The sequence below is a fragment of the Micromonospora sp. NPDC048905 genome, assembly GCF_040649655.1.
Lineage (GTDB): Bacteria > Actinomycetota > Actinomycetes > Mycobacteriales > Micromonosporaceae > Micromonospora.
Genome location: NZ_JBEZFV010000001.1, coordinates 13,982 through 38,395 on the forward strand (window position 1 = coordinate 13,982; position 24,414 = coordinate 38,395).

General features: G+C 71.2%; 24 protein-coding genes. 6 read left to right on the top strand and 18 right to left on the bottom strand.

Annotated features, from left to right (window positions below):
- Positions 1 to 14: 14 nt before the first annotated feature.
- The 9 genes from argH to AB0C01_RS00130 form a co-directional block, all read right to left on the bottom strand.
- Entirely contained in the window at positions 15 to 1,478 is a 1,464-nt protein-coding gene (gene argH, locus AB0C01_RS00090; protein WP_357254943.1) for an argininosuccinate lyase, read from the bottom strand.
- 37 nt (positions 1,479 to 1,515) lie between these two features.
- A complete protein-coding gene (locus AB0C01_RS00095) occupies positions 1,516 to 1,695 on the bottom strand; it encodes a hypothetical protein (RefSeq protein WP_357570259.1) in 180 nt (59 codons plus the stop codon).
- Positions 1,692 to 2,207 (bottom strand): arginine repressor, encoded by a 516-nt coding sequence (locus AB0C01_RS00100; protein WP_357254903.1) that lies wholly within the window; start codon positions 2,205 to 2,207, stop codon positions 1,692 to 1,694. The genes AB0C01_RS00095 and AB0C01_RS00100 overlap by 4 nt, the downstream gene beginning before the upstream one ends.
- Positions 2,204 to 3,172, bottom strand: coding sequence for an ornithine carbamoyltransferase (gene argF, locus AB0C01_RS00105; protein WP_357569819.1), 969 nt, complete (start codon positions 3,170 to 3,172; stop codon positions 2,204 to 2,206). The genes AB0C01_RS00100 and argF overlap by 4 nt, the downstream gene beginning before the upstream one ends.
- The gene (locus AB0C01_RS00110; protein ID WP_357569820.1) at positions 3,169 to 4,482 is read right to left on the bottom strand and encodes an acetylornithine transaminase; all 1,314 of its coding nucleotides are present in this window, start codon (positions 4,480 to 4,482) and stop codon (positions 3,169 to 3,171) included. The genes argF and AB0C01_RS00110 overlap by 4 nt, the downstream gene beginning before the upstream one ends.
- Positions 4,479 to 5,384, bottom strand: coding sequence for an acetylglutamate kinase (argB, locus tag AB0C01_RS00115; protein ID WP_357254898.1), 906 nt, complete (start codon positions 5,382 to 5,384; stop codon positions 4,479 to 4,481). Before argB ends, AB0C01_RS00110 begins: the two co-directional genes overlap by 4 nt.
- The gene (gene argJ, locus AB0C01_RS00120; protein ID WP_357569821.1) at positions 5,381 to 6,553 is read right to left on the bottom strand and encodes a bifunctional glutamate N-acetyltransferase/amino-acid acetyltransferase ArgJ; all 1,173 of its coding nucleotides are present in this window, start codon (positions 6,551 to 6,553) and stop codon (positions 5,381 to 5,383) included. The genes argB and argJ overlap by 4 nt, the downstream gene beginning before the upstream one ends.
- Positions 6,550 to 7,551 carry an N-acetyl-gamma-glutamyl-phosphate reductase gene (gene argC / locus AB0C01_RS00125; RefSeq protein ID WP_357254894.1) on the bottom strand — a complete coding sequence of 334 codons (1,002 nt, stop codon included), beginning with the start codon at positions 7,549 to 7,551 and terminating at the stop codon, positions 6,550 to 6,552. The genes argJ and argC overlap by 4 nt, the downstream gene beginning before the upstream one ends.
- A gap of 133 nt (positions 7,552 to 7,684) precedes the next feature.
- Complete coding sequence (locus tag AB0C01_RS00130; RefSeq protein ID WP_357570239.1) at positions 7,685 to 8,029, bottom strand: hypothetical protein; 345 nt, start codon at positions 8,027 to 8,029, stop codon at positions 7,685 to 7,687.
- A gap of 298 nt (positions 8,030 to 8,327) precedes the next feature.
- Here AB0C01_RS00130 and AB0C01_RS00135 point away from each other — a divergent pair, with 298 nt between their 5' ends.
- The 6 genes from AB0C01_RS00135 to AB0C01_RS00160 all read left to right on the top strand — a co-directional run bounded on the left by AB0C01_RS00135 (position 8,328) and on the right by AB0C01_RS00160 (position 14,951).
- Positions 8,328 to 9,494 (top strand): helix-turn-helix transcriptional regulator, encoded by a 1,167-nt coding sequence (locus AB0C01_RS00135; protein ID WP_357569822.1) that lies wholly within the window; start codon positions 8,328 to 8,330, stop codon positions 9,492 to 9,494.
- 10 nt (positions 9,495 to 9,504) lie between these two features.
- Positions 9,505 to 10,215, top strand: coding sequence for a 5-formyltetrahydrofolate cyclo-ligase (locus AB0C01_RS00140; RefSeq protein ID WP_357569823.1), 711 nt, complete (start codon positions 9,505 to 9,507; stop codon positions 10,213 to 10,215).
- A 292-nt stretch (positions 10,216 to 10,507) separates the two neighbouring features.
- Positions 10,508 to 11,242, top strand: a complete 735-nt coding sequence (locus tag AB0C01_RS00145) for an NUDIX domain-containing protein (RefSeq protein ID WP_357569824.1) — start codon at positions 10,508 to 10,510, stop codon at positions 11,240 to 11,242.
- Positions 11,239 to 12,402 carry a 5'-methylthioadenosine/S-adenosylhomocysteine nucleosidase gene (locus tag AB0C01_RS00150; RefSeq protein WP_357569825.1) on the top strand — a complete coding sequence of 388 codons (1,164 nt, stop codon included), beginning with the start codon at positions 11,239 to 11,241 and terminating at the stop codon, positions 12,400 to 12,402. Before AB0C01_RS00145 ends, AB0C01_RS00150 begins: the two co-directional genes overlap by 4 nt.
- Complete coding sequence (locus AB0C01_RS00155) at positions 12,399 to 14,390, top strand: hypothetical protein (protein ID WP_357569826.1); 1,992 nt, start codon at positions 12,399 to 12,401, stop codon at positions 14,388 to 14,390. Before AB0C01_RS00150 ends, AB0C01_RS00155 begins: the two co-directional genes overlap by 4 nt.
- A gap of 318 nt (positions 14,391 to 14,708) precedes the next feature.
- Positions 14,709 to 14,951, top strand: coding sequence for a hypothetical protein (locus AB0C01_RS00160; protein WP_357569827.1), 243 nt, complete (start codon positions 14,709 to 14,711; stop codon positions 14,949 to 14,951).
- A 6-nt stretch (positions 14,952 to 14,957) separates the two neighbouring features.
- Here AB0C01_RS00160 and AB0C01_RS00165 read toward each other — a convergent pair whose 3' ends face one another.
- From AB0C01_RS00165 to hisG, 9 genes are all read right to left on the bottom strand, one after another.
- Positions 14,958 to 15,638 (bottom strand): YdcF family protein, encoded by a 681-nt coding sequence (locus AB0C01_RS00165; protein WP_357569828.1) that lies wholly within the window; start codon positions 15,636 to 15,638, stop codon positions 14,958 to 14,960.
- 407 nt (positions 15,639 to 16,045) lie between these two features.
- Positions 16,046 to 18,592, bottom strand: a complete 2,547-nt coding sequence (pheT, locus tag AB0C01_RS00170) for a phenylalanine--tRNA ligase subunit beta (RefSeq protein ID WP_357569829.1) — start codon at positions 18,590 to 18,592, stop codon at positions 16,046 to 16,048.
- A gap of 40 nt (positions 18,593 to 18,632) precedes the next feature.
- The gene (pheS, locus tag AB0C01_RS00175; protein WP_357254884.1) at positions 18,633 to 19,700 is read right to left on the bottom strand and encodes a phenylalanine--tRNA ligase subunit alpha; all 1,068 of its coding nucleotides are present in this window, start codon (positions 19,698 to 19,700) and stop codon (positions 18,633 to 18,635) included.
- A 218-nt stretch (positions 19,701 to 19,918) separates the two neighbouring features.
- Positions 19,919 to 20,770 carry an RNA methyltransferase gene (locus AB0C01_RS00180; RefSeq protein WP_357569830.1) on the bottom strand — a complete coding sequence of 284 codons (852 nt, stop codon included), beginning with the start codon at positions 20,768 to 20,770 and terminating at the stop codon, positions 19,919 to 19,921.
- Between the two features lie 29 nt (positions 20,771 to 20,799).
- Entirely contained in the window at positions 20,800 to 21,192 is a 393-nt protein-coding gene (gene rplT / locus AB0C01_RS00185; protein WP_007458417.1) for a 50S ribosomal protein L20, read from the bottom strand.
- A gap of 32 nt (positions 21,193 to 21,224) precedes the next feature.
- Positions 21,225 to 21,419 (bottom strand): 50S ribosomal protein L35, encoded by a 195-nt coding sequence (gene rpmI, locus AB0C01_RS00190; protein ID WP_110566082.1) that lies wholly within the window; start codon positions 21,417 to 21,419, stop codon positions 21,225 to 21,227.
- Positions 21,420 to 21,439: 20 nt separating this feature from the next.
- Complete coding sequence (infC, locus tag AB0C01_RS00195) at positions 21,440 to 22,090, bottom strand: translation initiation factor IF-3 (protein ID WP_357254880.1); 651 nt, start codon at positions 22,088 to 22,090, stop codon at positions 21,440 to 21,442.
- A 595-nt stretch (positions 22,091 to 22,685) separates the two neighbouring features.
- Positions 22,686 to 23,159: a PH domain-containing protein gene (locus AB0C01_RS00200; RefSeq protein WP_357254878.1), complete on the bottom strand. Its 474-nt coding sequence runs from the start codon at positions 23,157 to 23,159 to the stop codon at positions 22,686 to 22,688.
- Between the two features lie 402 nt (positions 23,160 to 23,561).
- Positions 23,562 to 24,407 (bottom strand): ATP phosphoribosyltransferase, encoded by an 846-nt coding sequence (gene hisG, locus AB0C01_RS00205; RefSeq protein ID WP_357254876.1) that lies wholly within the window; start codon positions 24,405 to 24,407, stop codon positions 23,562 to 23,564.
- Positions 24,408 to 24,414 lie beyond the last annotated feature (7 nt).

Here is a 24,414-nt window from a genome sequence, read left to right on the forward strand (position 1 = left end):
CGCCACGGCACGGCTCAGCGCGGGACGACCCGCTCGGCGGCCCACTCCCGCCAGGTGGTCAGCCGGTCCGCCGCGGTGGCGAGCTGGTCGGCCACCGGGCCGGGGCCGGTGGAGCCGGGGGTGGTGCGGGCGGCGAGGGCCGAGCGGACCGAGAGCACGTCGCGCACCGACGGGTCGAGGTGCTCGCTGATCGCGGTCAGGTCGTCGTCGGAGACGTCGTTGAGCTCGCACTCCCGGGCCGCGCAGAGCGCCACCAGCCGACCGGTGATCTCGTGCGCGTCGCGGAACGGCACGTTGCGCCGGACCAGCCAGTCGGCGACCTCGGTGGCCAGGGAGAAGCCGACCGGGGCGGCGGCGACGAGACGGTCCACCCGGACCGTCATCGTGGAGATCATCCCGGCCAGGGCCGGGAGCAGCAGCTCCAGGGTGTCGACGGCGTCGAACGCCGGTTCCTTGTCCTCCTGCATGTCCCGGTCGTAGGTCATCGGCAGGCCCTTGAGCATGGTGAGCACGGTCACCAGGCCGCCGACCAACCGGCCGGACTTGCCGCGGGCCAGCTCGGCGATGTCCGCGTTCTTCTTCTGCGGCATGATCGACGACCCGGTCGCGAACGAGTCGTCCAGCTCCACCCACCCGAACTCGTGCGAGGTCCAGAGCACGACCTCCTCGCCGAGCCGGGACAGGTGCACGCCGATCAGGGCGGTGGTGAAGAGGAACTCGGCGACGAAGTCCCGGTCGGCGACCGCGTCCATGGAGTTGGCGAACGACGTCCGGAAGCCCAACTCCTTGGCCACGGCCACCGGGTCCAGCGGAAGCCCCGAACCAGCGAGGGCGCCCGCGCCCAGCGGGCTGACCGCCGCCCGGTGGTCCCAGTCGCGCAGCCGCTCCAGGTCCCGCAGCAGCGGCTGCACGTGGGCGAGCAGCCAGTGCCCGAACGTGACCGGCTGGGCGTGCTGGAGGTGCGTCATGCCGGGTGCGGCCGTGTCGATGTGCCGCTCGGCCTGCTCCACCAGCGCCTCGGCCAGCTCGACGAGCCGGCTGGCCACGCCCCGGGCGTGGTCGCGCAGGTATAGCCGCAGGTCGGTGGCGACCTGGTCGTTGCGGGACCGGCCGGCGCGCAGCTTGCCACCGAGGCTGCCGAGGCGCTCCAGCAGACCGCGCTCCAGCGCGGTGTGCACGTCCTCGTCCTCGATGGTCGGGCGGAACGCCCCGGAGGCGCAGGCGGCCTCCAGGTCGTCCAACGCGGCCAGCATGCGGCCCAGCTCCTCCGGGTCGAGCAGGCCGGCGCCGGCCAGGACCCGGGCGTGCGCCCGGGAACCCGCGATGTCGTACGGGGCCAGGCGCCAGTCGAACTGCACGCTCACCGACAGTCGGGCCAGCGCCTCGGCGGGGCCACCCGCGAAACGACCACCCCACAGGCTCGTCCGGTTGGTGGCTGCGCTGTTCTCGGTCAGGCTCTTGTCGTCCACGTCGCCCATCATTGCTCTGCTCGTCTCTCCCTCGCGACTGCGGGGCTCACTCACTGCGTTCGCGCTCGCACCGGTCACTGTCCGCCACCGCCCAACGGGCGTCCCGAGCGGCGGCCATCCGGCTCGGCAGCCCCCACAGCTGCACGAAGCCCTTGGCCAGGGACTGGCCGAACGTGTCTCCGATGTCCAACCCTCCGGAGTACGCGAGCACGACCCGCTCGGTCATGACGGGAGGTTCCCTTCGGCGGTGTCGTCCCGGCGTGCCCAACCGGCGAGCTTCTCGCCGAGCGCGGCCCCGCCGATGGCCTCGCGGGCCACCACGAGGATGGTGTCGTCGCCGGCGATGGTGCCGACGATCTCGGGCAGACCCGCCCGGTCCAACGCGCTGGCCAGGTACTGGGCCGCGCCCGGCGGGGTCCGCAGCACCGCGATGTTGCCGCTGGAGTCGACCCCGTTGAGCAGCTCGCGCAGCAACCGCACCAGCCGCGCCGGAGCTGCCTCGGCGTCGCGCAGCGGTCGCTGGCCGTCCTCCGGGATCAGGTAGACGGCCGGTCCGTCACCGCCACGCACCTTGACCGCGCCCAACTCCTCCAGGTCCCGCGAGAGGGTGGCCTGGGTGACCACGACACCGTCGGCGGCGAGCAGGTCCGCCAACTCGGTCTGCGACCGGATCGCCCCGTCACGGATCAACTCCACGATCCGGGCGTGCCGGGCCGCGCGGGTCAACGGCCCGGTCATCGCCGCTCCCCGGTCGCGGCGTCACCGGTCGCGCCGTCACCGGTCGCGATTTCCAGCAGGAACGCCAGCAGCGCCTTTTGCGCGTGCAGCCGGTTCTCCGCCTGGTCGAAGACCGCGCTCTGCGGCCCGTCGAGCACCTCGTCGGTGATCTCCTCACCACGGTGCGCCGGCAGGCAGTGCAGCACGATCGCGTCCGGCGCGGCCTGACCGAGCAGTTCCTTGTTGACCTGGTACGGCAGGAAGGGGGTGATCCGGTCCAGCCCGTCGGACTCCTGCCCCATCGACGTCCAGGTGTCGGTGGCCAGCACCTCGGCGTCGCGTACCGCCTCGGCCGGGTCGGTCAGCACCCGTACCGACCCGCCGGTGTCGGCGGCGATCCGGGCCGCCTGGTCCACGACGGCCGGATCGGGCGCGAACCCCGCCGGCCCGGCGATCCGCACGTGCATGCCGGCCAGCGCCCCGGCCAGCAGGTACGACTGCGCCATGTTGTTCGCGCCGTCGCCCACGTACGTCAGGGTGCGCCCGGCCGTGCCGCCGCACCGCTCCCGGATGGTCAGCAGGTCGGCCAGCAGCTGGCACGGGTGGAAGCCGTCGGTGAGCGCGTTGACCACCGGCACGGTGGCGCCCGCCGCGACCTCGGCGATCCGCTCGTCGCCGTGGGTCCGCAGCACGATGGCCGCGACGTAGCGGGACAGCACACGTCCCGCGTCCGCCAGGGACTCGCCCCGACCGAAGTGGGTGACCTGCGTGTCCACGACCAGCGGGTGCCCGCCCAACTCGGCGATCCCGACGTCGAACGAGATCCTGGTCCGCAGACTCTGCTTGTCGAAGAGCACCGCCACCGAACGGGGACCGGCCAGCGGCCGGTGGCCGAAGCGGTCCGCCTTCATCTGCGCGGCCAGGTCGAGAACGGTGGACTGCTCGGCCGGCGAGAGGTCGTCGTCGCGCAGGAAGTGCCGGGTCATGCGGTCGTCCCCGTGGTGGTCGTGGTGGTCGTGGTGGTCGGCGTGGTCGGCGTGGTCGGCGTCGAGATCTTGGAAGATTTGGGCCCCTGGAGGGGCGCTTTCCCTCCAAGATCTGGCTCGGTCCCGGCGGTCCCGGCGGCCGCCGGGGCCGTCGCGTCCAGGGCGGCGGGCAGCGCGGCGACGAAGGCGTCCACCTGCGCGGCGGTGAGGATCAGGGGCGGGACCAGCCGGAGCACGCCCGGCTGCACCGGGTTGACCAGGAAACCGGCCTCCCGCAGCGCCTCCGCGAGCACCGACGCCACGGGCGCGGTGAGCGTCACGCCGAGCAGCAACCCGGCGCCGCGTACGCCGTCGATCAGCGGGTGACCCAGCGCCTCGATGCCGCGACGCAGCCGCTCGCCGACCCGCTTGACGTTGTCGAGCAGGCCCTCGTTGGCGATGGTCGCCACCACGGCGAGCGCCGCCGCGCAGCTGACCGGGTTGCCGCCGAAGGTGGTGCCGTGCGAGCCGGGGGTGAGCAGGTCGGCGGCCCGGCCGAAGGCCAGCGTCGCCCCGATGGGCAGCCCGCCACCCAGCCCCTTGGCCAGGGTGACCACGTCCGGCTCCACGCCCTCGGCCTGGTGCGCGAACCAGTGCCCGGTACGCCCCACGCCGGTCTGCACCTCGTCGAGCACCAGCAGCGCGCCGTGCCGTGCGGTGATCCGCCGGGCCGCGGCCAGGTAGCCGGCCGGCGGGACGACGACGCCGTTCTCACCCTGGATGGGCTCCAGGATCAGCATCGCGGTGGCGTCCGTGACCGCCGCTTCGAGGGCGGCCACGTCGCCGTAGTCGACGTGGGTCACTTCGCCGGGCAGCGGCCGGAACGGGTCGGCCTTGGCCGGCTGACCGGTCAACGCGAGCGCGCCCATGGTGCGGCCGTGGAAGCCGCCCCGGGTGGCCACCACGTGCGTGCGGCCGGTGCGCCGGGAGAGCTTGAACGCCGCCTCGTTCGCCTCCGCGCCCGAGTTGGCGAAGAACACCCGGCCCGGCCGGCCGGCGAGCGCCAACAGCAGCTCGGCCAGGGCCACCGGCGGCTCCGCCACGAAGAGGTTGGACACGTGCCCGAGGGTCGCGACCTGCTTCGACACCGCCGCCACCACGGCCGGGTGGGCGTGACCGAGGGCGTTCACCGCGATGCCACCGACCAGGTCGAGGTATTCGCGGCCGGCGTCGTCGACCACCACGGCGCCGGCACCGGAGACCAGCGCCAGCGGCGGCGTGCCGTAGTTGTCCATCATGGACTGCTTCCAACGCTGCGCCAACGTGCTCACGACGCGACCATCCCGTCTCCCGGCACCACCATCGTTCCGAACCCCTCCGAGGTGAACACCTCAAGCAACGTCGAGTGCGCCACCCGACCGTCGACGACGTGCGCGGCGGGCACTCCCCCACGCACCGCCCGCAGGCAGGCCTCCATCTTCGGCACCATCCCCGACTCCAGACTGGGCAGCAGCTTGGCCAGGTCATCCGCGACGATCTCGGAGACCAGGCTGGTGGTGTCCGGCCAGTCCGCGTACAGGCCGGCCACGTCGGTGAGTACGACCAGCTTGCGGGCCCGCAACGCGATGGCCAGCGCCGCGGCTGCGGTGTCCGCGTTGAGGTTGTGCAGCACCCCGTCCGCGTCCGGCGCCACCGTGGAGATCACCGGAATCCGACCGGCGTCGATCAGGTCGGTCACCGCCGACACGTCGACCGACTCGACGTCACCGACCTGGCCGACGTCGACCGGCAACCCGTCCACGTACGCCGGGCGGCGCACCGCCGTGAACAGCCGCGCGTCCTCGCCGGAGAGGCCGACCGCGTACGGGCCGTGCGAATTGATCAGCCCGACCAGCTCGCGGCCCACCTGCCCGACCAGCACCATCCGGACCACGTCCATCGCCTCGGCGGTGGTCACCCGCAGGCCGCCCCGGAACTCACTGGCGATGCCGAGCCGGCCCAGCATGGCCGAGATCTGCGGACCGCCGCCGTGCACCACCACCGGCTTGAGACCGGCGTACCGCAGGAAGACCATGTCGGCGGCGAACGCCCGCTGCAACTCGGGGTCGGTCATGGCGTTGCCGCCGTACTTCACCACCACCGTCGAGCCGGAGAAGCGCGCCAGCCAGGGCAGCGCCTCGATCAGCGTCTCCGCCTTGACCTGGGCGCGGGCGAGGTCGGTGCTGAGACTCATGAGGAGTACGCCGAGTTCTCGTGCACGTACGCGTGGGACAGGTCGTTCGTCCAGATCGTCGCGGCGGACGAGCCGGCGTGCAGGTCGATCCGGATGGACACGTTGCGCCCGGTCAGGTCGACCTTCGAGCGGTCCTCGGCGGCGGCACCGCCCCGGCACACCCACACCCCGTTGACCGCCACGTCCACCTCGTCCGGGTCGAAGGCGGCGGCGGTGGTGCCGACCGCGGCGAGGATCCGCCCCCAGTTGGGGTCGTTGCCGAACAACGCCGTCTTGACCAGGTTGTTGCGCGCCACCGTGCGGCCCACCTCGACCGCGTCGTCCTCGTCGGCCGCGCCGACCACGTCGATGGCGACCTCCTTGGTGGCGCCCTCGGCGTCGGCCACCAACTGCTGGGCCAGGTCGTGACAGGCCTCGGTCACGGCCGCGGTCAACTCGGCAAGCGTCGGCTCGATGCCGCTCGCACCGCTGCTCAGCAGCAACACCGTGTCGTTCGTGGACATGCAGCCGTCGGAGTCGACCCGGTCGAAGGTGACCCGCGTCGCGGCCCGCAGCGCCTCGTCCAGCGTCGCCGGCCCGGCCACCGCGTCGGTGGTGAGGACGCAGAGCATGGTGGCCATCCCCGGCGCGAGCATCCCGGAGCCCTTGGCCATGCCGCCGACGGTCCAGCCCCCACCGGGGGCCACCGTGGTCTTCGGCCGGGTGTCCGTGGTCATGATCGCCTCAGCGGCGGCCTGGCCGCCGGTCCGGGACAGCCCGCGGATCGCCGAGCGGACGCCCGGCAGCAGCTTGGGCATCGGCAGCCGCTCACCGATCAACCCGGTCGAGCAGACCGCCACGTCGCCGGCACCGAGGATCAGTCGCGGACTCACCGAGGTCAGCGCGGCGGCGGTGTGCTCGGCGGTGGCGTGGGTGTCCTGGAAGCCGCCCGGGCCGGTGCAGGCGTTGGCACCGCCGGAGTTGAGCACCACGGCGCGAACCACGCCGCCCTGCACGACCTGCTGCGTCCAGCGCACCGGCGCGGCCTTGACCCGGTTGGTGGTGAACACACCTGCCACACCCGCGTCCGGGCCGTCGTTGACCACCAGGGCGACGTCCGCGCCACCGCCGGCCTTGAGGCCGGCGGCGACCCCGGCCGCCCGGAACCCCCGCGGGGTGGTGACACTCATGGTGCGGTCCCCCAGATCGACAGGCCCGTCGTCTCCGGCAGGCCGAGCATCAGATTGGCGTTCTGTACGGCCTGACCGGCCGCGCCCTTGCCCAGGTTGTCCAGGGCGCTGAGCACGATCAGGCGACCCGAGTCGACGTCGACGGTGGCCTGTAGGTGACACGAGTTGGAGCCCAGCGTGGCGGCGGTGTGCGGCCAACGGCCCTCCGGCAGCACGTGCACGAACGGCGCGTCGGCGTACGCCCGCGCCAGCACCTCCTGCGGGTCGACGCCGCGCGCCGGCACCGCCGTGACCGTGGCCAGGATCCCGCGCGGCATCGGCGCCAGGACCGGGGTGAACGACAGACCGGTCGCGCCGGTGGCCTGCTTGATCTCCGGTGTGTGCTGGTGGGTGCCCACCCGGTACGGCGACAGGTCCCCCATCACCTCGCTGGCCAGCAGGTGCGCCTTCGTCGACCGGCCGGCGCCGGAGGTGCCGGAGGCGGCGACCACCACCACGTCGGCGGGGCTGGCCGCACCGTCGGCGATCAGCGGCGCGAGCGCCAGGGTGATCGCCGCGGCGTAACAGCCGGTGTTCGCCACCCGGGTGGAACCGGAGATCAGCTCCCGCTGGCCGGGCAGCTCGGGCAGGCCGTAGGTCCACTGCCCGGCGTGCGTGCCGCCGTAGTACTGCGCCCAGGCGTACGGGTCGGCGAGCCGGTGATCCGCGCCCAGGTCGACGATCCGCACCTCGTCCGGGAGTTGGGCCGCGAGGGCCGCCGACTCACCATGCGGCAGGGCCAGGAAGACCAGGTCCGCGTCGGCCAGGGTCGCCGGGTCGGTCTGGCCGAGCACCAGGTCCAGCCCGGTGAGCTGCGGATGCACCACGTCGACACGATGCCCGGCCTGGCTGTGCGCGGTGGCGGCGACCAGGTCGAACTCCGGGTGCCCGGCGATCAGACGCAGCAACTCACCACCTGCGTACCCGCTCGCACCGGCGACCGCGACTCGAATCCCCATACCCACCTCCGCATGACTATGCAGCGAAGATTAACAAGGACGACTCACGAGTGCAAGTTCATGCAGTGCAGTGCATGCTAATGAACAGATCGGCTGAACGGTGCGGTATCGCCAACCCGGCAAGCGGGAGGCCTCACGCTTCGGTCTCCTCGGGCCGCGGAGAGCCGGCCTCAGTCATCCAGGAGGAGCGGGTGCGTCGGGTGGGCCAGCCAAGGAACCGATCGAACATGTCACTGGCGCTCCCGGTGGTGGCGGGGTTGAGCTTGTGCAGGTCGTCGATGGCGTCATGGAGCATACGGGCCAGGTAGAGGCACAGGCTGACCTGATCGCCGTCGTACTCGCTGACGAGAGCGAGCTTCGCGCGCCCACAGGGCCAGGGTTGGCCGCAGGCACGACAGAGCCAGATCGGCCGCAGCGGGGTGTGCTCTCTGCGCCCGGAGTCGAGGCGTTGGGCTTGGGCAAGGCGCTCGTCGTGGATCCGGGCGGCAGAAGACGCTCCGGTGGAATCAAGCCGGTCTTGCTCATGGGCGCTCACGTCAATCCCCACTCGGTAGGTCGGGCTTGGAATGGCGGCGGAACGGGCGGGAGTTCACGTGGCCGCCGCGCCTTGCACAGCGGCGTCTGCTCCCACCCGTTCCAGCCCTGCGTCTACACAAGCCGCAGTGGTCGCTGCCGCCCAGCGCGGCAACTGCGCAGAACTGACGCATCCCCATTGCGTCGCACGGTGTGAGCTGGGTGAATGGACCGCGACGGATGGAGGCGAAGGGAGGCGGTACGTGGCGGACAGGCGTCGGCACCGGCTTGCGCAGCGCCGCAAGACGATCGGCCTGAGCCAGGAACGCCTCGCCGAAGCCCTCGGCGTCGACCGCTCCACCATCGTGCGGTGGGAACGGGCGGAGACTGACCCGCAGCCCTGGCACCGGCCGCGCCTTGCCACGGTCCTCAAGCTGTCGATCGAGGAACTGGCCGACCTGTTGGCCGACGTCGGCCAGGCGCCGTCACCGCCCGACGAGCGTCTCGGCTACGTGCTTCGCAACCCCGGCCGCGTCGACCTGATCGCTGTGGCGCACCTACGGGAGCGCGTACGGCGCCTCGACGAGCGCTACGACCAGACGCCCTCGACGCTCCTGCTCGCCGAGGCCGGGCAGCTACACGGTCAGGCAGTCTTCCTTCGCCAGCACGCCAGCAACGGGCCGGTGCAGCGCGAACTGGCGGCAGCAGTCGCCGAGTCCGCGACGTTGATGGGTCAACTCGTCTGGGACGCCTCGCAGCGGCGTGACCATGTCGCCAGCGCCGCCTACTTCGACCAGGCGATCAGCGCGGCCCAGGAAACGCGAGACCCGGTCACCGAGGCCAACGCGTTGCTCCGCAAGAGCTACCTCGCCCTCTACGGCACCAAGCAACCCAACGTCGGCCTTGTCCTGACGACCCGCGCCGCCGCCGTGAGCCACAGCGACAGTCACGTCATCGCTGGCCTCGCCCAACTGCATCGCGCTGAGGCGCACGCGATGCTCGGTCAGACCGAGGACTGCTCCGACGCTCTCGGTACCGCTGAAGCTCACTTCGCCGCCGTCGACACCCGAGACCCAGCCACCGACATCTTCTGCCCCAGCCACTACACGAGGCTCGCGGGCTCCTGCTGGCTCTCCCTCAACAAGCCAGACCAAGCCGTACCAGCGCTAGAAAACGCCCGACGACTGATCGCCGCGCGCCGCAAGTCCACCGCCGTCATCCTCGGCAATCTCGCCCTCGCTAGCATCCTCCAACGCGACGTCGACGCCGCAACGTCATACCTGCACCAGGCCATCGACGTCATAGAGCGGACCCGTGCCGGCGGCGGACTCAACCTCGCCGTCGCCGCCGCCCGGCAGCTACGCCCCTGGCGCAACGAGCCCCCGGTCCAGGATGTGAACGACCGACTCCTCACCCTGATGAGCCCATAGGAGCACCAACGTGACCGACATCGACCGCGCCAAACACGCCGTTCGGCAACACGTGTGGGACCTCCTCGAACGTCACGGTGCCGCCCCACCCGGCGTGCACGGTCACATCCCTGACTTCGTCGGCAAGGAGGAGGCCGCGGCCCACCTCGCGGAGCTGGACATCTGGAAGAACGCCCGAACCATCAAATGCAACCCCGACCGGGCACAACTTCCCGTCCGGGTACGTGCTCTGCAGGAAGGCAAGCTGCTCTACATGGCGGTCCCGAAGCTCGCCACCCCCAAGCCCTTCTATCTGCTCGACCCCGCCAGCCTCACCGCACCGATCGAGACCGCTGCTACCAGTAGCGGCGCACCCCAGGCCGCTCCCACCGTGGGACCCGACGAGATGCGTGCGGTGGACCTCATCGTCTGCGGCAGCGTCGCTGTCAGTCGCCGCAGCGGCGTGCGGGTCGGCAAGGGCGCCGGCTACTCCGACCTGGAGATCGCTCTCCTCACCGAAGCCGGACTCGTGACCACCCAGACCGCCATCGCCACCACGATCCACCAGACCCAGCTTCTCGACGATGAGCTGCCCGACGCGGACCATGACTTCAGCGTCGACTACGCGATCACGCCGAACGAGGTGGTGGCCTGCAGACCCGGCCGGGGACAGCCGTCCGGCATCATCAGATCAAACCTTCGCCAAGATCAGCTCGACAGCATTCCCATCCTGCGCGCCTAGCGACTGTCGCCAGAGGACGCGAGAAGGCCAGGCGCCTTCTCACTAACGAGGCCCGCGCCCGGCCTGCCCGTGGGTTCAACGAGCAAGATTTCTCCTTGCCTTCAACTGTCCCAGCCTGTCACTCAGATTGATCGAGTGGCACAGGCCGTCACCGGCAGGCCTTGACGGTAGCGGGCTCAGATCCAGCCTGCACTGGCTGCGGCCGCTCGGGGATCCGCCCACCCCGGGTGTGCCGGAATCCGACAGCTGGAGCACCTTTACGTCAGAGTGACGCTAACTCTAGTGTCGATTCATGTCCGACGATCGCTGGGTCGCCCCGAGGGTTCTTCTCGCGGTGGACCTCGTCATCCTCACGCTGCGCGGAGCCGTCCTCCAGGTTCTGCTGATCGAGCGCGGCGTCGAACCTCACCGTGGGGCGCTCGCGCTGCCCGGTGGCTTCCTCGGCCACGATGAGGAAGAGCTGCTCGCCGCCGCCCACCGCGAACTCGCCGAGGAAACCGGCTTCGGTGCCGGCCGGCCACACCTCGAACAACTTGGCGTCTACGGGGCACCTGGGCGCGACCCGAGGGGCCGGGTGATCTCGGTCGCCTACCTGGCGATCGCGCCGGCGCTGCCGGAGCCCGTCGCCGGCACCGACGCCTCTTCCGCCTACTGGAGGCCCGTGAACGAATCCCTCGCTGGCGACGTCCGGCTCGCCTTCGACCACCGGCGGATCCTCGCTGACGGGGTCGAGCGGGCGCGGGAGAAGCTCGAACGCACCGCACTCGCCACCGCGTTCTGCGGACCGACGTTCACGATCGCCGAGCTCCGCACCGTCTACGAGGCGGTATGGGGCGCACCCCTCGACCCCCGCAACTTCTACCGCAAGGTTCGCAGCGTGGACGGCTTCATCGTCCCGGTGGAGGCGACCCGACGGACGGACGGCGGCCGGCCGGCCCAGCTGTTCCGACCGGGCCCTCACACCACACTGCATCCCCCCATGGTCAGGCCTTCGGGACCGGACCCGGCGGACAAGGAGACCGCATGAGCACCAAAGATCGGCTCGTCGTGATCCTCACGGCGCTCAATCTGGAGTACGAGGCGGTTTGCGAGCGGTTGTCCGACCTCACGGTGCACCGGCACCCTGCCGGGACCCGTTTCGAGGTCGGCGGGCTCGGCCGCGGAGGCTGCCGCGTTGCGCTGGCCTTGGTGGGCAAGGGCAACCACCCAGCCGCCGTCCTCGCGGAGCGCGCGATGGCCGAGTTCTCCCCGGCCGCCGTGCTCTTCGTGGGCGTCGCCGGAGGTCTGTGGCCAAACATCCGGCTCGGCGACGTGGTGGTGGCGAGCAAGGTCTACGCCTACCACGGCGGCACCAGCGAAAACGACGGACTCAAGGCCCGGCCCAAGGCCTGGGAGATCCCGCACGAGGCCGACCAGATCGCGCACCACGTAGCACGGTCCGGGCGGTGGCGCGACGGGCTCACTGCCGAGTCCCATCCCGCTACCGTCCACTTCGGTGCCATCGCGGCCGGTGAGGTGGTGCAGGACTCGGCGGTCTCGGAGCAGGCGCGGTGGATCCGCCAGCACTACAACGACGCGTTGGCGATCGAGATGGAGGCGGCGGGCGTCGCCCAGGCCGGGCACCTCAACCGTGCCCTGCCGGTTGTGGTGGTGCGGGGCATCAGTGACCACGCCGACGGCACCAAGACGAGCACCGATGGACACAACTGGCAGCCCCGGGCGGCACGGCATGCCGCCGCGTTCGCCGCTGCACTGGCCCAGGAACTGGTGAAGAACCCCCCGACCCCCGCAACCAGTGACACCGACAGCGACAGGAGTGCGCCTGTGCGAATGACGAACCGGAACGTGGCCACCGGCAACGCCCAGGTGGGCATCCAGGCCGGGCAGATTCAGGGCGGCGTCGTCATCGGCGCCGGCGCCGATCGACCGGCCGACCTGGCGGCGAGCCTAGGCGAGTTGCGGCGTGACCTGAAGCAGGCGCACCGGGACGGTGGCCTCGACAACGACACCTACGAGGCCGCCGAAGCGGAGTTGGACACCGCCGCCGACTGCGTCCGGGAGGGGGTGGCCGGCAGCAGGAGCAGGCTGCTGCTCGCACTGCGGCGGCTGCGGGGCCTCGTCGGCGAGGTGGCCGAGTTGGCTGCACACCTCGCAGGCATCATCGCCGCGGTGAAGGCGTTCCAGTGACGACCGAAACGGCGACAAATGTCGCGGACGGAGACGCGTATGTTGGTGTGCAGGCCGGTACCGTGCACGGCGGCATCAACTACTACACCCTGCCCCCCGACCCGACTCCGGAGCAGCAGTTCGAGGCTGGGGTGAAGTACCTCGACGCCCGAGTACGCGACGAGGCGGTGCGGCTGCTCGAACGCGCCGCCGCCGGGGGCCTCCAGACCACCGAGATGCAGTTCTACCGGTTGATCGCTCTCCTCAGCGGACGCACCCTGCGCCAGCTCGGGGACGGTGAGCTGGACCGCCTCACCGCCATTTGTCGCAGCCTGCCGCCGCTCGATGCCAACGAACCGTGGGCCGCCGGCGTGCAGGCTGTACTTCGGCTGCTGACCCCGGTCAGCCCGGCCGAAGCAGAATTCGTCATCAAGGAGATCGACGCGCTGGGTGATCGACAGCGGGAGAGCGTCTACGGCCACCTCGAGGCACTGCTCGACGGCACGATCCAGGACGAAATGTGGCAACGGTCCGTTGCTCTGGCGGTATTGCGGCGCACCAGCGACCGCCGGGTCAACCGGGTATGGAAGTTCTTCCAACCCGTGCCCGCACAGCCCCGTACCCGGGAGGTGGCTCCCGCCGCCGTGACCGTGCGCAACTGGCTCCAGTTCGGTATCGCCGCGGCCTTCGCCGCGCTCTCCGTCGCCTCCCTGGTCGCGCTGGCCATGGCGACGGGACGACTCGGTCCCGTCGCCGGCGCGCTCGTCGGCGTCGGCGGGCTCGCCGCCTTCGGTGTCGGGGGCGCCGATCGCCACTACCGCTCGACGCGCATGCACGCCAAGGAGGCACAGCTTCGCCCGCCCACCCAACGCCGTCCCGAAGCGCCGACGGGCGGATTCGCGAGCAGGGTGGACCGCATGTTCCACCACTACTTCTCCCTATATGTGCCGCGCGGCACCGATCGCGGGTACTGGCTCGACCAGACCGCGGGCATACGGAGGCAGCTGCGTGACGAGCTGGTGGAGATCTACCGGGAACAGCGCATCGGAGCCGATCGCGTCGCCTGGTTGGTCCGGCACCTCGTCGGGGACGTCCGAGACCGGTGGGAGCGCGACACTCTCACGGCCCACCGACAGGAGCTGCGTCTCCCCGTCCGCACACGCACCCTCCATCTCGGCGGCCTGGTACTGCTCACCGGTGGCGGCGTCCTGGCCATGGCGGGCAGCATCTCGCTTGATCCCCTACACGCCGTCATGTGGCTCCTGCTGGCGGTAGCGTCGGCGGTGCCGGCGAAACGTGCCGGGTTCCGCATCATCGCCGAACGGCGCCGCGTAGCCGACGATGGCGCGGAACGGTTGCTCCGGGATCAAGCCCAATGGGCGGCGTACCGCAAGTGGCAGGCGAAGCTGGCTGACAGCCCCACCGACGCCGAGATGGCGGCCTGGCTAGAACACGACCGCAAGGTCCTGGTCGACCAGGCCATGAGGCAATTCCAACTGCATCCCAGCCAGGTCATCGCGCACGCATTCATCGAGGCACCCGGCCGCGCCTGCAAGCGGGCTCGGTATCCCCGTGGCCCCTGGCGATACTCCCGGTATCAACTCCTGCTCTTCCTGCTCACCCAGGATGGTGTGCGGCAGGTCGACATCGAACTGGACTTCGAGCTGGCCACGAGCCAGATCACCCAGCGCCTCAATTACCGCTTCGACGCCGTCGCCGCCGTACGGATCGAAGGGGTCGCCGGACAGCAGCAGACCTTCAAGCTGACGCTTTTCAACGGCGACCCGGTTTCGGTGCAGGTGAGCGTGCCAGATGGCGAGACCGACCCACATGGGGACGACCCGACAAAGATCACCGAGCTGTCACAGGACGCATCCGGACTCAGCCACACCCTTCACGTCCTGGAGGGGATCGCGGCTGAAGGTAAGCAGTGGGTGAGGCACCGCCGCCGCCGCGCCGATGAGAAACTTTCCAGCCTCGCAAGCGCCATTCGGGACGTGAGCGACTGACGACGACTCGTCTCCGGGGAATTGCGGCGGACGCTGGCACCCGTTCGCCGCGTTGTTCCTCATCAAGCTCGGGGAAGGTGACCTCGCCTGGACCGCCGCCAGCCTAGGTCTCGCCGCCGCCAACACCAGCCACGATCACGCCCTGATCGGCTCACTCAGCCGCCCTGGCGCGCACTTGCTGGCATCCATCGGCCAATACTGGTCGAACCAGTCCTCGCCGGCGCCGGAACTCGACGCCAGCCCCGGGAAACACGACAAGGCCCGCTCCGGTGGGCGGTTTCTGGGGGTCCTCGCAACACCTGATGGCTTAGCAGCACCGTGCCCGTCGAGCGGCAGGTTCGGCACGCCATCGAAACCGCCCGAGCCCTCGCCCGGTGGAACCGCATCGACGACGCGCTCGCGGTGCTCCTGGACGCCGAGGTCATCGGCCCCGACCAGGTGCGCTACCACCAGCTCTCCCGGGACCTCGTCCGGGACATCCTCACCCGCCCCCGACCGCCCCGACTGGCCGTCGAACTCAGCGATCGGATGGGCGTGCGGTCGGGAGGGCCACGCTGGTAGCTGGGCTCAGATCAGCCGACTCGTGTAGCCGGCCGCCACCAGTCGCTCGAAGGCCGCCCGCACCTCCTCCGGCATCTCCTGCGGAAACGCGAACCCTCGCTCGGCGTACACCTCGATCCGCTGCGTGTCGCCGACCAGCATGTCCACCACCCGCTGCGGGTCGCCGATGCTACTTACGTAGTCATCCAGTTCGAGTGGGTTCGATGCGCACACCACATCGACCTCCGGCCACATCAGCCTGCAGGTAGCGTAGGCCCGACGCTGCTGGTAGGGCCGCGACATGATCAGCACCGACTTCACCAGGATCCGGTGTTCGGTCAGGAGCTGACGCGAGTGCTGCAGGTTCTGGGCGGTGTTCGTGGCACGCGGCTCCACGAGAATTGCTTCCGCGGGAACGCCCTGCTCGATGGCGTACTCGCGGTAGTGCACTGCTTCCCCACGCGGAAACCGCTCGACGGTCGTCGGGGCGTTCGCGCCGGTGAACACGATCCTTGGGAAAAAACCCTCGTGAAACAAGCGCGTCGCGATGACAGCCACGCCGAGGTCATGACTGCCCAACCCGATCCCCACGTCGCACGGGCGCAACTCGTGACGCATGTCGTGGTAGCGCCAGAGCGTCTCCACGTCCGCGCGGATAGCGTCGGGAATCGCCTCGGCAGGTGCCGCAGCATGCCGGTTCATCACCACCTACCGGAGAGCCGTCATCGGGGGTCCGTCGGACCTGCCCAGGGCCACCAATCCCGCCCTCGCCACCTCCAGAGGCACGACGGCGGCCACGGGCTCATCCCGCTCGCTCAGGTAGACAACCTGGCCCTCACGCACGCTTCGCAGTAGCTCAGAAAGCACAGCCGGCAGCGGAAGGTCGCCAGGCGTGGCGTAGGTCCGATCCGCGCTGGGTTCCCTCATACCGCCAGCGTAGGGGTAGCAGCGCGGTGCAACGCCGCTGACTCCAGCACCACGCCGCAACGGGCCATCGGCAAGGAGACGAAAAGGCCCTGACCCAGGATAAGACCGAGGTCAGGGCCTTGATCGTTGGTGCGCCGTCAGGGATTCGAACCCGAACCCACGGATTAGGAGATTGTGGGACGGTCCCGTTATGCGCCGCGCAGAGTAGCGCCGAGGCGTTCCGCCGCGACGGCGACCGCCGCGTCCCGTGCCGCGACCGCCTCCTCGACGGTCAGCGTCCGGTCCGGCGCCCGGAAGGTCAGCTTGTACGCCAACGACCGGCGCCCCTCACCGAGCTGCGTCCCGGAGTAGACGTCGAACAGCCGCACGTCCTCCAGCAGTTCACCGGCGCCCGCCTCCAGCGCTCGGCGCACCTGCTCCGCCGGCACCGAGTCGTCCACGACCAGGGCCACGTCGATGAGCGCCGGCGGGAAGCCGGACACCGTCGGCGCGGGCGTCACCGGGGTCGGCGGCAGCGTGTCGAGGTCCAGCTCCATCGCGCAGGTGCGCCGGGGCAGTTCCAGGGCCGCGACCACCACCGGGTGCAGCTCACCGGCGTGCCCGACGACCGTGTCGTCGACCCGCAGTTCGGCGCAGCGGCCGGGGTGCCACGGCGCGTACTCGGCCGCGCGCACCTCGACCCGCTCGTCGGGGATCCCGGCGGCGGCCAGCACGTCCCGGGCCGCCTCGATCGCGTCCGCCCAGCCGGCCGGTCGACCCGCACCCCACCAGCCGGTCGGGTCAAGGTCGCCGGCGAGCACCACCGCGACGTGCACCGGCTGCGCCGGCACCACCGCGTCGGCGGCGGCGAACTCCGCGTCGGTGGGACGCCGGTCCACGCCCATCTCCGGCGGGCTGCCGGCACCGACGCGCGGGTGGAAGACCGCGCCGATCTCGTAGAGGGCGAGGTCGCGGTGACCCCGGCCGAGGTTGCGCTTGAGGATGCCGAGCAGCGGGCCAAGCAGCGTGGTGCGCAGCAGCGGCTCCTCCTCGGACAGCGGGTTGGCCAGTCGCACGGCGGGCCGGCGCGCGTCGTCGGCGGGCAGGCCGAGCTGGTCGGCCAGCTCCGGCGACACGAACGGGTGCGCGAGCACCTCCACGTACCCCCGCTCCGCGAGGGACCCGGCGACGGCCCGGCGGCGACGCTGCCGCGGGGTCAGGCCGCGGCCGGGGGGTGCGGTCGGCAGCACCGACGGCACCTTGTCGTACCCGTCGAGGCGGACCACCTCCTCGACCAGGTCGGCCGGGTCGGTCAGGTCGGGCCGCCAGGTCGGCGGGGTGACGCTCAGCGCCGCCCCGGCGCCGCTGGCCATACCGAGAGCGCCCGGGTCCTCCAACAACCGGTCGTCGCCCTGCGCCACCGTGCAGCCCACCCGCTCCAGCAGGGCCACCACCCGCGCCGGCGGGTACTCAACCCCGACCCGACGGGTCGGCAGGTCCGCCGGCAACGTGATCGGGGTACGCGGCCGGACGTGGTCGATGTCCAGGATCTCCGCGCTCGGGGCGCCCCCGCCGTGCTCGGTGAGCAGCCGCACGGCACGCTCCAACGCGACGAGCGCCACGGCCGGGTCGACGCCCCGCTCCCAGCGCTTCGCGGCCTCGCTGAACAGCTTGTGCCGGCGAGCCGTACGGCCGACCATCGCCGGGTCCCAGTGCGCGGCCTCGAACAGCACGGTGGTGGTGCCGGCGACGACCTCGCTGGTCTCGCCGCCCATCACCGCCGCGAGGGAGATCGGCCCGGTGTCGTCGCAGATCACCATGTCGTCGGCGGTGAGCACCCGGTGGACGCCGTCCAGGGTGGTCAGCTTCTCCCCCGCCTCGGCGCGGCGCACCACCAGCGGCCCGACGATCCGGTCGGCGTCGAAGGCGTGCATCGGCTGGCCCAGCTCCAGCATCACGTAGTTGGTGATGTCCACCGGCAGCGAGATGCTGCGGATGCCGGCGGTGACCAGCCGCTGGGCCATCCACGACGGGGTGGGCGCGCTCGGGTCGACCCCCCGGACCAGGCGGGCGGTGAACCGGTCGCAGCCGACCGTGTCGCGGACCTCCACCGGGTACGCCGGAGTCTCGGTGCCGCTCGGCGCGGGCGTCAGGGCCGGGTCGCGCAGCGGCACGTCGAAGGCGTGCGACAGCTCCCGGGCCAGGCCGCGCAGGCTCAGCGCGTACCCCCGGTCGGGGGTGATCTCCAGGTCGAACACGACATCGTCGAGGCCGACCACCGGGCGTGCGTCGTCGCCCGGCTTGGCCGTCACCTCCGGCCCCAGCACGATGATGCCGGAGTGGTCGTCGCCCAGACCCAGCTCCTTCGCCGAGCAGATCATGCCCGCCGAGTTGTGCCCGTACGTCTTGCGGGCGCCGATCGCGAAGCCGCCGGGCAGCACACCGCCGGGCAGGATCACCACGACCCGGTCACCGACGGCGAAGTTGCGCGCCCCGCAGACGATCTCCTGCGGCTCGCCGGTGCCGTTGGCGGCACCCACGTCGACCCGGCAGAAGCGGATCGGCTTCTTGAAGCCGGTGAGCTCCTCGATCTCCCGCACCTCGCCGACGACGAGCTGACCGGTGACCGCCCCGGCCAGGTCCACCACGGACTCGACCTCGATGCCGAGGTCGACCAGGGCCTGCTCCAGGTCACCGGTGGGCAGGTCGGCGGGGAGATCGACGTACTCCCGGAGCCAACTGACAGAAACTCGCATGACGTCAGACCACCGTTCCCGTGTCTCGTACCCGCATCGCCTACGCCCCGGTCCCGAGCGCGCGGCTGAACCGCACGTCGCCCTCGAAGAGATGGCGGATGTCGCTGACCCCGTGCCGGACCATCAGGGTCCGGTCGATGCCCATCCCGAACGCGAAGCCGGAGTAGACCTCCGGGTCGACGCCGCAGGCGCGCAGCACCCGCGGGTTGACCATCCCGCAGCCACCCCACTCGACCCACTGCGGGCCGTCGCGGTGCTCCGGGAACCACACGTCGAACTCTGCCGACGGCTCGGTGAACGGGAAGTAGTGCGGCCGCCACCGGGTCTTCGCCTCCGGACCGAACATCGCCCGGGCGAAGTGGTCGAGGGTGCCCCGCAGGTGCGCCATCGTGATGCCCTTGTCGACGACCAGGCCCTCGGCCTGGTGGAACACCGGGCTGTGGGTGGCGTCGATCTCGTCGGTGCGGTAGACGCGGCCGGGCACGATCACGTAGATCGGTGGCTTCCGACTGAGCATGGTGCGGGTCTGCACCGTGGAGGTGTGCGTTCGCAGCACCAGCCCGGACCCCTCCGGCGCGATGTGGAACGTGTCCATCAACCCGCGCGCCGGGTGGTCGGCGGGGATGTTCAACGCGTCGAAGTTGACCCACTCCAGGTCGACCTCGGGACCCTCGGCCACCTCGTAGCCCATCCCGACGAACAGGTCGCTGATCGACTCCATCAGGACGCTCAGCGGGTGCCGGGCACCCCGCGGACGCCTGTCGTAGGGCAGGGTGACGTCCACCCGCTCCTCGACCAGCACCCGCTCGGCCTGCTCACGCTCCAGCACCTCGGCGCGGTCGGCGTACGCGGTCTCGATCGCCCGGCGGGCCTCGTTGACCCGCTTACCGGCGTCGGACTTCGCGGCCGGCGGCAACGCGCCGATCTCGCGGCGCGCGAGGGAGACCGGCGACCGGTCCCCCAGGTGCACCGAGCGCAGCGCGGTCAACGCGTCCGGGTCGGCGGCGGCCGTGAACGCCTTCGTGGCGTCCGCGACAGCCTCGTCCAGGGCGGCGGGGTCGAGCAGGGCGACCTGCTTCGGGTCGTACGGATCGTTTCGGTAGCTCATGGCGTACGGGCACTCCCTCACGGCGGCGCCAGCCCTCACCGGGGCGGCTAGGCGAGTCTACGGACGCGCGGCTTCGCCGCAGCCCGCCGGTAGGAGTTGTGCAGGGAGCAGGTCAGGCCCGCCGCCCGCCGACACCGGCGGGCTGGCTAAACGAACGCCGTGTCGCGTTCATGGGCGGACGCTCTCCCCTGCTGTCAGTCACGCCGGGCACGATCACCTCAGCGCTGTGCTCTCGCTGAAGCGTACAGGCACACCGCCGCCGCGGCAGCCAGGTTGAGGCTCTCCGCGCGCCCGTACAGCGGCACCCGCACCCGGGCGTCGGCCGCCGCGGTCAACTCCTCGGGCAGGCCGTGCGCCTCCGAGCCGAACAACCAGGCGGTGGGCCCGACGAGCCGACCGTAGTCGGCCAGGTCGTCCAGGTCGCTGTCGCCGTACCCCGTGGTGGCGAAGATCGACAGCCCGGCGGCGCGCAGCGCGTCGACCACCGTGACCGGGTCCGGCGCGCGGACCACGTCGACGTGGAAGAGGCTGCCGGCCGACGCCCGCACGCACTTGCCGTTGTACGGGTCGACGGCGTCGCCGGCGAAGATCACCGCACCCGCGCCGGCGGCGTCGGCGGTGCGCAACACCGTGCCGGCGTTGCCGGGGTCGCGGATCTCGGCGAGGACCGCCACCAGCCGGGGCGCATTCGCGAGGGCCTGCTCCAACGACACGTCGAGGTGTTGGCAGACCGCGACCAGCCCCTGCGGGGCGACGGTCTCGGTCAGGGCGGCGAGGGCGTCGTCGGTGATCTCGGAGACGGGCACGTCGGCGCGGGCCGCCGTGGCGGCCAACTCCGGGTGCCGGTCGAGCGCGGCGGGCGTACCGAACAGCTCGGTGACCACCCCCGGCCGCGCCAGGGCCTCGCGGACCGCCTGCGGTCCCTCGGCCAGGAACCGGCCGGTGGCGTCGCGGTCGCGCCGGCGCTGCAACCGCCGGGCGGCGACAACCCTGGGGGTACGCGGGGTGAAGGCCATGATGTGCGTTCCTCCGGCACGATTGAGGCGCCCCCCGGACGGCGGTGCCGACACGGGAGACGCCTCGCTCTGGTGCGTGGGGATCAGGCGGCCTGAGCCGCCGCGCCGCCGGTGCCCTCGGCCGTGACCGCGGCCCGGGCCAGCTCCACGATCGCCGCGAAGGAAGCGGCGTCGTTGACAGCCATGTCGGCCAGGATCTTGCGGTCGACCTCGATGCCAGCCAGACGCAGGCCCTGGATCAGACGGTTGTAGGTCATCCCGTTGGCCCGGGCGCCCGCGTTGATCCGCTGAATCCACAGCTGCCGGAAGTCGCCCTTGCGGTCGCGACGGTCCCGGTAGGCGTACTGCATCGAGTGCAGCACCTGCTCCTTGGCCTTGCGGTACAGCCGGGAGCGCTGACCGCGGTAACCGCTCGCGGTCTCCAGCAGGGTACGACGCTTCTTCTGGGCGTTTACAGCCCGCTTGACGCGTGCCATCTCAACTCCTTAAAACGTAAAGGTGGCGCGCGTCAGCGGCCGAGCAGCTTCTTGATGCGCTTGACGTCAGCCTTGGCCACCTCGACCGTGCCGGTCAACCGGCGGGTACGGGTGGAAGACTTGCCTTCCAACAGGTGGCGCTTGCCGGCCTGCTCGGCCACGATCTTGCCACGGCCGGTCACCTTGACCCGCTTGCCCATACCCGTGTGGCTCTTCATCTTCGGCATGTGGAACGTCTTCTCCCCTGTTACTCGCCGCTGGTGTCGGCGGCGAGGCCGGTGTTACCGGCTGCTGCGGTCTCGCCGACCGCCGCGGTCTCATCGGCTTCCGGAGCGGCGGACTCATCCGCTGCCCGGTCCCGAGGTGCACCGCGGGACGCCGTGGCGGCGACCGCGGAGGCCTTGACGGCCCGGTGCGGAGCGAGAACCATGATCATGTTTCGGCCGTCCTGCTTGGGGGCGGCCTCGACGTATCCCAGGTCCGTGATCTCGGATTCGAGCCGGCGCAGGAGCCGGTAACCCAGCTCCGGGCGGCTCTGCTCGCGACCACGGAACATGATCGTCACCTTGACCTTGTCGCCCGCCTTGAGGAACCGCACCACGTGACCCTTCTTGGTCTCGTAGTCGTGCGGGTCGATCTTCGGCCGAAGCTTCATTTCCTTGATGACGGTCTGCTGCTGGTTACGCCGCGCTTCGCGCGCCTTGAGTGCGCTCTCATACTTGAACTTGCCGAAGTCCATGAGCTTGCACACCGGCGGGCGCGCCATCGGCGCAACCTCGACCAGGTCCAGATCGACGTCCGCGGCCAGCTGAAGGGCGCGCTCCAGCGGGACGATGCCCACCTGCTCACCCTCGGGGCCGACCAGTCGGACCTCACGTGCCCGGATCTGCTCGTTCACGCGTGGTTCGACGCTGATGGGGCCTCCTCGAGTCGTTTCTGCTCAGGTACCGACCCCGGCGGCTCCCAGGCGGGAACCGACCTGGAAAGCAGAAGGCCCCGGCGCATGCCAGGGCCCGCTCGACCGGTCGGTGCGATCACAGGATCACACGTCCGGTGCCGGGACGTGCCCGGAACCGGTGACCGGACCCGGCCACCGTAGCGGCGACTCGGGTGGGAGCAGGCGCTCCGCTTTCAAGGCTGCCTGCTCGCATGCGGAGACAGCCCGGTCGACTCGATAACACTACACCCGCGCCCCGGCTGGCCTCAAACCGGGCACACCCCCGCCACGCTGGGCCTACCCGCCGCGCTCCCGGACGGTCGACCCCGCACTGCCGGCGCGCGGCGGGCGCTCAGCCCCGCCGCTCCCCGTGTGTGCGGCGGATGCTCGGCCCCGCCCCGGGGCGCGTCGGGAGCTCGACCCGCCCTGCCCGCGCACGGCGCACGGCGCACGGCGCGTCAAGATCCGCGCAACATCGGCGATAGTGCTGCCTCCGGCGGGCGTGAGGCAGCAGTTTCGGTGTTGTTGCTCGGATCTTGGACAGCTGGGGGTCGGCTCAGCGGCCGCTGGCACGCTCGGCGAGACGGGCCTGGTGCGCCTCGTGCAGTCGCCGCAGCGCGCGGACCCCGTCCACGGCCAACTCCTTGTCGGCGGCCTGCAGGGCGACCATCGGCAGGAGATCGTCGTCGTGCAGCTCCAGGCTGGCCCACGGCGCGCCCCGGTCGAAACGGACTCCCCGGACAACCTCCCAGGGCAGCTCGTAGGAGCTGATGACGTTGCGGACCCGAATGCCGCGAGCGTCGGCCTCCACCCGCGGACGGGTGAACAGCAGGAAGCCCAGCGCGCCGAAGATGCCCAGGCCGATCATGGCGATCTGGTCGCCACGTTGGAAGCTGCCGTAACCGTCGCCGGTCGGCCCGCTCAGCGAGGTGGCGACCAGGCCGAACACGACCACCAGCGCGACCGCCGCCGACCAGCAGACCACGCGGATGCGACGGGGCTTCAGGTGGACCAGTTCGGTGTCACTCACCCCACCAGTCTGCCATCCGCACCCGCCCGTCGAGCGCACCACCCGCCGAGCCACCGCTCAGCCCGCACCGCCCCGCGCAAGCCGCGCCGCCCCGCGCAATCCACACCGCCCGCGCAAGCCGCACCGCCCCGCGCAAGCCGCACCGCCCGCGCAAGATCGTGCTTGATCCGGGATGTAGTGGCCTCGGTGGCGCTGGAGGCCACTACATCAATGATCGAGCGCGACCTTGCGCGGGCCGGGCGCCCACCACGGGCGTCGACACCACCGCCTCGAACCCCGCGGCGGCGCGAATGACAGATCCACTCGGCATCGGCGAAGCGGGGGTGTCCCAGGCATTCGGACACCCCCGCTTAGCGAAACCGAGTTGATCAACCGCCGGGGTCGAGCGGTGGATGCCGACGGTCAGAGGCGACAGGCGTGGATGTTGGTGACGAGGATGGCGCGGGCGCCCAGCTCGTACAGCTCGTCCATGATGCGGTGGACGTCGTCGCGGAGCACCATCGCCTGCACCGCCACCCAGCCCTCGCGGTGCAGCGGCGACACCGTGGGCGACTCGATGCCGGGGGTGAGCCCGCTGGCCCGTTCCAGCAGACCCGCCGGCACGTCGTAGGCGAGCATCACGTAGCGGCGGGCGACCAGCACACCGTGCAGGCGACGCAGCAGCTGCGCGGCCTGCGGGTGGGCCGGCGCGGCGGCGCGGCGGACCAGCACCGCAGAGGAGCGCAGCAGCGGCTCACCGAACACCACGAGGCCCGCCTGACGCAGGGTGGCGCCGGTCTCCACGACGTCCGCGATCACGTCGGCGACGCCGAGGCGTACGGCGTTCTCCACCGCGCCGTCGAGGCGGATCACGTCGGCCTTGACGCCCACCTCGCCGAGGTGCCGCTCGACCAGCCCGGGGTACGCGGTGGCGATCCGGTGCCCGCCCAGGTCCTGCACCGAGGCGATGTCGTCGGGGCGGGCGGCGAAGCGGAAGGTGGCCTGACCGAAGGCGAGGTCGACGACCTCCTCCGCCGGCGCGGCCGAGTCGATCAGCAGGTCCCGGCCGGTGATCCCGAGGTCGAGGTCACCGGACCCGACGTAGGTGGCGATGTCCTTGGGGCGCAGGTAGAAGAATTCGACGTCGTTGGCCTCGTCGCGGCAGACGAGGTCCTTGGGGTCGGTGCGCTGGCGGTAGCCCGCCTCACGCAGCATCTGGGCGGCCGGCTCGGCCAGGGTGCCCTTGTTGGGAATGGCGACACGCAGCATGACGGGA